Origin of the sequence: Microcystis sp. LSC13-02 (assembly GCA_002282935.1) — a bacterium.
In the GTDB taxonomy this organism is placed as follows: domain Bacteria; phylum Cyanobacteriota; class Cyanobacteriia; order Cyanobacteriales; family Microcystaceae; genus Microcystis.
In genome coordinates, this window is the sequence record MTBT01000035.1 from 1 (window position 1) to 6,248 (window position 6,248).

Consider the following 6,248-nt stretch of genomic DNA (forward strand, 5'->3'; position numbering starts at 1 on the left):
TCAGTATAGCACAATAAAAGTTAAGTTAACAAGCTATAGTTTAAAAAGCCGTCCTAAAAGGACGGGGCTTTAACCCAAAATTTCGGTAAAAACTATCCAAAAGCAATTAAAACAAGAGCATTCGGTTCAATTAGATTAATAAATTTTGGCAACAAGAGGAGAGAGAAAACTTCTCTTTTTTACTTTTTACTTGACAAATTAGCGGCTATTTGCTGCGGAGGTTGGTATTCGGGAACTAAATCTTGTAGGGACTTAACTAAGCCCTGACGGTCATTAACTTGAATATAATTAAGCAGTTGCTCTAATTTGATTTGCAATTTCTCCCAAGCAAGAAAGTGTTCATTAGCGCAAAAAATCTTTGGGTGAGAGGTGGGACGAGCTTTATCGGTATCGATTAATAATTCTTCGTAGAGTTTTTCCCCCGGTCTTAATCCTGTGATTTCAATATCGATATCTTGCCCTAATTCCAAGCCACTTAAACGAATCATCTGTAGGGCCAAATCGTAAATTCTTACCGGTTCACCCATATCTAACAGGAATACCTCACCCCCTCGGGCCATTGCTCCTGCTTGCATAACCAAACGCACCGCCTCTGGAATAGACATAAAATAGCGAATAATATCGCGATGGGTGAGGGTGATATTCTTACGTTGGGCGATTTGTTCCCGGAAACGCGGCACCACGGAACCGCTACTATCGAGAACATTGCCAAAGCGGACGATAGCGCAACGGGTGGAAGTGTCGGGTAAAGCGGCCAAAGCTTGTACAACTAACTCAGCACAGCGTTTGCTCGACCCCATAATGTTAGTCGGTCTGACGGCCTTATCGGTGGAAATAAGAACTAAATTACTAACTGAATTCTCGATCGCAGTCTGAGCGACATTTAAAGTCCCCCAAACATTAGTGTAAACCCCCTGACTAGCATTGGCTTCCACAAGAGGAACGTGCTTATAGGCGGCCGTGTGATAAATTGTTTCAATCTGGTGTTGTTGGATGACTCGGGCCAAATGATTACGGTCGAGAACATTGCCTAGATAGGCATACTTGCGTAAATCGGCATAATTTTCACTTAAATCGAGATCGATTTTGTAGAGGGAAAACTCGTTTAATTCGTAGATTACCAAGCATTTTGGCTTGAGGAAGGCGATTTGTCGGCATAATTCCGAACCGATGGAACCGCCACCCCCGGTGACTAACACCGCTTTACCGGTGACATTTTTTCCCAAAAGTTCGGGATGGGGTAGAATTTCTTCCCGTCCTAATAATTCCGAGACATCGACACTGCGAATCTGATTGATGGCCGCTTCTCCCGATAAAATTTTTGAGAGGGGAGGAACGGTTTTAATGTCGATGGGTAAAGTTTCTAGACTTTCGATGATTTGCCGCTTTTTGGCCTTGTCTAGGTTCGGAATAGCGAGAACAACCCAGTCAAAGGCCCGTTTTTGGTGCAGTAGTGCCAATTGAGAGGGGGGATAAACCCTAATGCCTTGGATAACTCGCTGCTGCAAATCGGGATTATCATCAACAAAGGCCAATAAACGATAGTGGGGGTCATTTTGTAGGGAACGTGCTAATTGACAACCCACAACCCCCGCACCATAGATAACAATTGTCGGTTCCCTATCCACACTACTGACGTAAATATTAAGACGGTGAAAGACAGAAAGAATCAACAATCTCACCCCGATAACCAATATTAGGGTTAACAATGCGTCGATAATCAGGACTGAACGCGGCAAAAAGGCATCCCCTTGAAAGTAGGCAAGACTGATTAAAACCCCTGAACTATAGAGAACCGCTTGCAGTACGGAGGAAAGAAACTCTAATCCTGTATAACGTACGACGGGACGGTAAATACCTCTGAGATAGAAAACTAGAAGTTTAATGGCAATTAAGCTGAATATTTCCTCTAAAAAAGGTCTAATTTGCTGATATTCGAGGCTAAGATTAAACCTGAGAGAGAAGGCTAGATAGATGGTTAGACTAAAAATAAGGCAGTCGGTGACCATTAAAAGAGAGCGCTTCGATGACCTAGATAGGGAATTAGCCAATTTCAGGATTTTGCTCGCCAGTTTTCTATACATCTTGATTAATTAATCTTGGGTAAAATTATTTGGCTCCTCTCGACTTGGTGTGATAATCAGTGTTTATCGTTCCTAGTAGTCTTGCTAGGCAAGGATTTGAAGAATATATTTCTGGAAAATTCCCCCTATTCTTCCTCCTTCCACACAGAAACGAGAAGAGCCAATGTGTTTTATAACAGTAGCGCTGGCTGTCTTTCCGGAGATGATATCACCCAAATCCAAATATGTCAAGCGGCGGGATTTGTCAAGACTTTTTTTCCTTTTACCAACTTTTCATCTCTCCCCAAAAATTTTTTGCTCCCGCAAACTAGCCGATAAATCACCGCTAGTCAAGGGTTACAATAGAAGACTGACACAAAAATTTATAAAGTTGGGTTATGAGTAATCAGTACGATGCGATCGTGATTGGGTCGGGAATCGGGGGATTGGTGACAGCGACGCAATTAGCGGCAAAAGGGGCAAAAGTCTTAGTTTTAGAGAGTTATCTGATTCCGGGGGGCAGCGCAGGTTATTTTGAACGAGAGGGTTATCGTTTTGATGTGGGTGCTTCGATGATTTTTGGTTTTGGCAAAAAGGGGACGACTAACCTCTTAACCAAAGCCTTGGCAGCGGTGGATATGAGTATCGAAACCATTGCCGATCCCGTCCAGATTCATTATCATCTCCCGGACGGATTAGACTTAAAAGTTCATCGCGACTACGAACAATTTTTACAGGAATTAATTAGCCATTTTCCCGCAGAAAAAAACGGTATCCGGCGCTTTTACGATGAATGCTGGCAGGTGTTTAATTGCCTCAATAGTATGGATTTACTATCACTGGAAGAACCCCGCTATCTGACTAGGGTTTTTTTTCAGCATCCTTTATCCTGTTTGGGATTGGTCAAGTATTTACCCCAAAATGTGGGAGATGTGGCCAGAAAATATATTAAAGACCCGAAATTATTGAAATTTATCGATATGGAATGTTATTGTTGGTCGGTAGTACCCGCCGATCGCACTCCGATGATTAATGCGGGAATGGTCTTTAGCGATCGCCATTACGGGGGAATTAACTATCCCCAAGGAGGAGTGGGACAGATTGCTCTCAAGTTAGTCGAGGGACTGGAAAAAGCCGGTGGTGAAATCCAGTATAAGGCCAGAGTAGCTGAGATTATTTTAGATGCAGGACGGGCGATCGGGGTAAGATTGACCAATGGTAAGGAATATTACGCTAAAAAGATTGTTTCTAATGCCACCCGTTGGGATACCTTCGAGAAATTACTCCCCCCGGAATCTCTCCCCGGCAGTGAAAAAAATTGGCAAAAACGCTATCAAAAATCCCCCAGTTTCCTCAGTTTGCATCTGGGAGTCAAGGCCGATGTCTTACCGTCAGGAAGCGAATGTCACCATATTTTACTAGAAGATTGGCAAAATATGGAAGCAGAACAGGGAACTATCTTTGTTTCTATTCCTACCTTACTCGATCCCTCCCTAGCACCCCGGAACCATCATATCATTCATACTTTCACCCCTAGCTGGATTGATCAATGGCAAAAACTGTCTCCCCAAGAATATCAACAGAAAAAAGAGGCCGCTGCTCATCGTCTCATCGAGCGCCTGAAAAAACTCTTTCCCAAACTAGATACAGGATTAGATTATATCGAAATTGGCACGGCCCGCACCCATCGCCGCTTTTTGAATAGAATCGATGGCAGTTACGGCCCAATACCGCGAAGAAAACTGTTAGGCTTATTAGGAATGCCCTTTAATCGCACAGCTATTCCTAATCTTTATTGTGTGGGAGATAGTACCTTCCCCGGTCAAGGATTAAACGCGGTGGCCTTTTCTGGTTTTGCTTGCAGTCATCGTCTATCGGTAGATCTCGGTTTACCTAGTCCGAGAGGTTAAAAGCTGAAAATCAGGATTTTTACTGGCGAATTCTTAAACCGGAAGGGAATACTTGACAGCGTTTCTCAGATGGATGAAGCGCGTTTTTGCAACTGGAATTTTTACTTCGGCAAGGTTTAATCCATACTTCATCTTGACGAGAAACGCTGTAGATCGGTTTGCTGAAGGCGCGGGCAGCTTATTTTAGAGGAATTACTCACCAATGCAGCCAATAAAAACTGATAACTGATAACTGATAACTGATAACTGATAACTGATAACTGATAACTGATAACTGATAACTGATAACTGATAACTGATAACTGATTCTTTACATTGGCAGCAAAGCTTGCGAGCGCCGATTGTTCGTCAATTGGAGATATTTAGCTTTACAATGCAGTTTTTGACTTTTTTGCTCTGGGATCGTTTAACGGGGGCTAATAGGGGCAAAAAACGGCAAAGGAGAGCGAAATGGTTAGTAGATCGCCTGATAAATTTGGGGCCAACTTTTATTAAAATTGGGCAATCTTTATCGACGCGAGCAGATTTAATTCCGCTCGAATATATCGAACAATTAACCCAATTACAGGATCGAGTTCCCGAATTTAATAGTCAAGAAGCGATCGGAGTTATTGAAACAGAATTAGGACAAACCCTAGATAATTTATTTGAAAGTTTTACCGTGTCTCCCCTCGCTTGTGCCAGTTTAGGACAAGTGCATCGAGCGCGGTTATTAAGTGGGGAAGAAGTCGTTATTAAGGTACAAAGACCGAATTTGGAAGGACTATTTAATCTCGATTTTGAATTGTTGCATCGTCTCACCCGTTGGTTAAATATTTTCCCCGTGGTGAAAAAATATAATTTAGAAGCTATCTATCAAGAATTCTTTGAGCTACTCTTTCAAGAAATCGATTATATTCATGAGGGCAAAAATGCCGATCGCTTTCGGGAAAATTTTAAGAATTATCCCCAGGTAAAAGTTCCTTTAGTTTACTGGCAATATACCACCCGCAGGGTACTAACTTTGGAGTATGTGCCGGGGATTAAAGTCGATGCTCGAGAGACTTTACTAGCTAATGGTATTAACGTAGATGGGATTATTCAACTGGGGATATGTTCCTATCTCAAACAACTATTACAGGATGGTTTTTTTCAATCAGATCCCCATCCGGGTAATATGGCAGTTAGTCAGGAAGGGGAGTTAATTTTCTACGATTTCGGTACGATGTTCGAGTTAAAGTCCGTCGCTAAAGATCAAATGATCGAAACCTTTTTCGCTGTCCTGAGAAAGGATACAGAAACAGTCTTAAAAACTTTGATGTATATGGGTTTAATTGAACCCGTTAGAGATCTGCAACCCGTGCGAAATATCGTCCAGTTTCTCTTAGATGAATTTCGCGATAAACCGGTAGATGTGAGGGCTTTTGAACAAATTAGCGATCAAGTGTATTTAATGTTTAAACAGCAACCTTTTCGCTTACCTCCCCAAATGACTTTTATTATTAAATCTGTCACCACTTTGGATGGGATTGCCCGCTCTTTAGATCCCCAGTATAATTTATTAGCAGCTAGTCAACCTTTTGTGAAAAGTCTAGCGGTATCGGGAGGAACTACCAACACCATGCTTACCCTAGCTAATCAAGCGCGCACTTTTCTTAAACAACAATGGCAAAAAGGTAATAAAAACGAGAGAATGATCCGTCAATTAGAGGAAAAAATCGAGCGAGGAAATTTAGTTTTTCAAGTTAAGTCACGGGAAAATGAACGACTTCTGAAAAGAATTTATCTGGGAATTAAAGTATTAATTAATGTCTGTTTACTGGGATTTAGTATTATCTCAGCCATATTTTTATTAGACACCAACTATAGCAAACTGGCCATTATTCCCTTCAGTTTAGCTGGGTTATTTGCTTTATTTTTTCTGCGTTCTTCCATGGCTTTATTGATTCAGGAAAGATTAGATAAAATGTTAGACAAGTAAATAAGTATCATTTTTATTAGTAGATGGTTTTTGTTATCGGCAACAAAAATTAAAGTTTGACGGGCTGTCTGTTGACAAGATTTTCCAGAAATTATCATAATAAAAATGTTTTCATTGCACCCAGCAGCAAGAGGACAGGAAAATGTTGTTAAAATCTTTAGCCCTTAGTTCCCTGGTCGGATTATCCTTAGTTAGGGTTTGCGGCAAAAAGTTTTTCGGTGGTGGTAGGGTGTGGGGTGTGGGGTGTGGGGTTTTACCCATTTTCACCTGGTCAATTACCTAATTTTCAGGGAAAAAGTCCCGGAATTTTCCCCT

Annotated in this window: 4 protein-coding genes; 3 read left to right on the forward strand and 1 reads right to left on the reverse strand. The window is 41.6% G+C overall.

Annotated features, from left to right (window positions below; genetic code table 11):
* Positions 1-179: 179 nt before the first annotated feature.
* Positions 180-2,084, reverse strand: a complete 1,905-nt coding sequence (locus tag BGL89_RS02255; RefSeq protein ID WP_286824211.1) for a polysaccharide biosynthesis protein — start codon at positions 2,082-2,084, stop codon at positions 180-182.
* A 377-nt stretch (positions 2,085-2,461) separates the two neighbouring features.
* Between BGL89_RS02255 and crtH the strand changes: the two genes are divergently transcribed.
* From crtH to BGL89_RS02270, 3 genes are all read left to right on the forward strand, one after another.
* Entirely contained in the window at positions 2,462-3,973 is a 1,512-nt protein-coding gene (crtH, locus tag BGL89_RS02260) for a carotenoid isomerase (protein WP_286824212.1), read from the forward strand.
* Positions 3,974-4,346: 373 nt separating this feature from the next.
* Positions 4,347-5,933, forward strand: coding sequence for an ABC1 kinase family protein (locus tag BGL89_RS02265; RefSeq protein WP_502692593.1), 1,587 nt, complete (start codon positions 4,347-4,349; stop codon positions 5,931-5,933).
* Positions 5,934-6,075: 142 nt separating this feature from the next.
* Entirely contained in the window at positions 6,076-6,216 is a 141-nt protein-coding gene (locus BGL89_RS02270; RefSeq protein ID WP_286824213.1) for a hypothetical protein, read from the forward strand.
* Positions 6,217-6,248: the final 32 nt, after the last annotated feature.

What these genes read in the sequence shown, in the direction of transcription:
- BGL89_RS02255 (WP_286824211.1), bottom strand. Translation starts at nt 2,084, where the DNA reads ATGTATAGAAAACTGGCGAGCAAAATCCTGAAATTGGCTAATTCCCTA.
- crtH (WP_286824212.1), top strand. Translation starts at nt 2,462, where the DNA reads ATGAGTAATCAGTACGATGCGATCGTGATTGGGTCGGGAATCGGGGGA.
- BGL89_RS02265 (WP_502692593.1), top strand. Translation starts at nt 4,347, where the DNA reads ATGCAGTTTTTGACTTTTTTGCTCTGGGATCGTTTAACGGGGGCTAAT.
- BGL89_RS02270 (WP_286824213.1), top strand. Translation starts at nt 6,076, where the DNA reads ATGTTGTTAAAATCTTTAGCCCTTAGTTCCCTGGTCGGATTATCCTTA.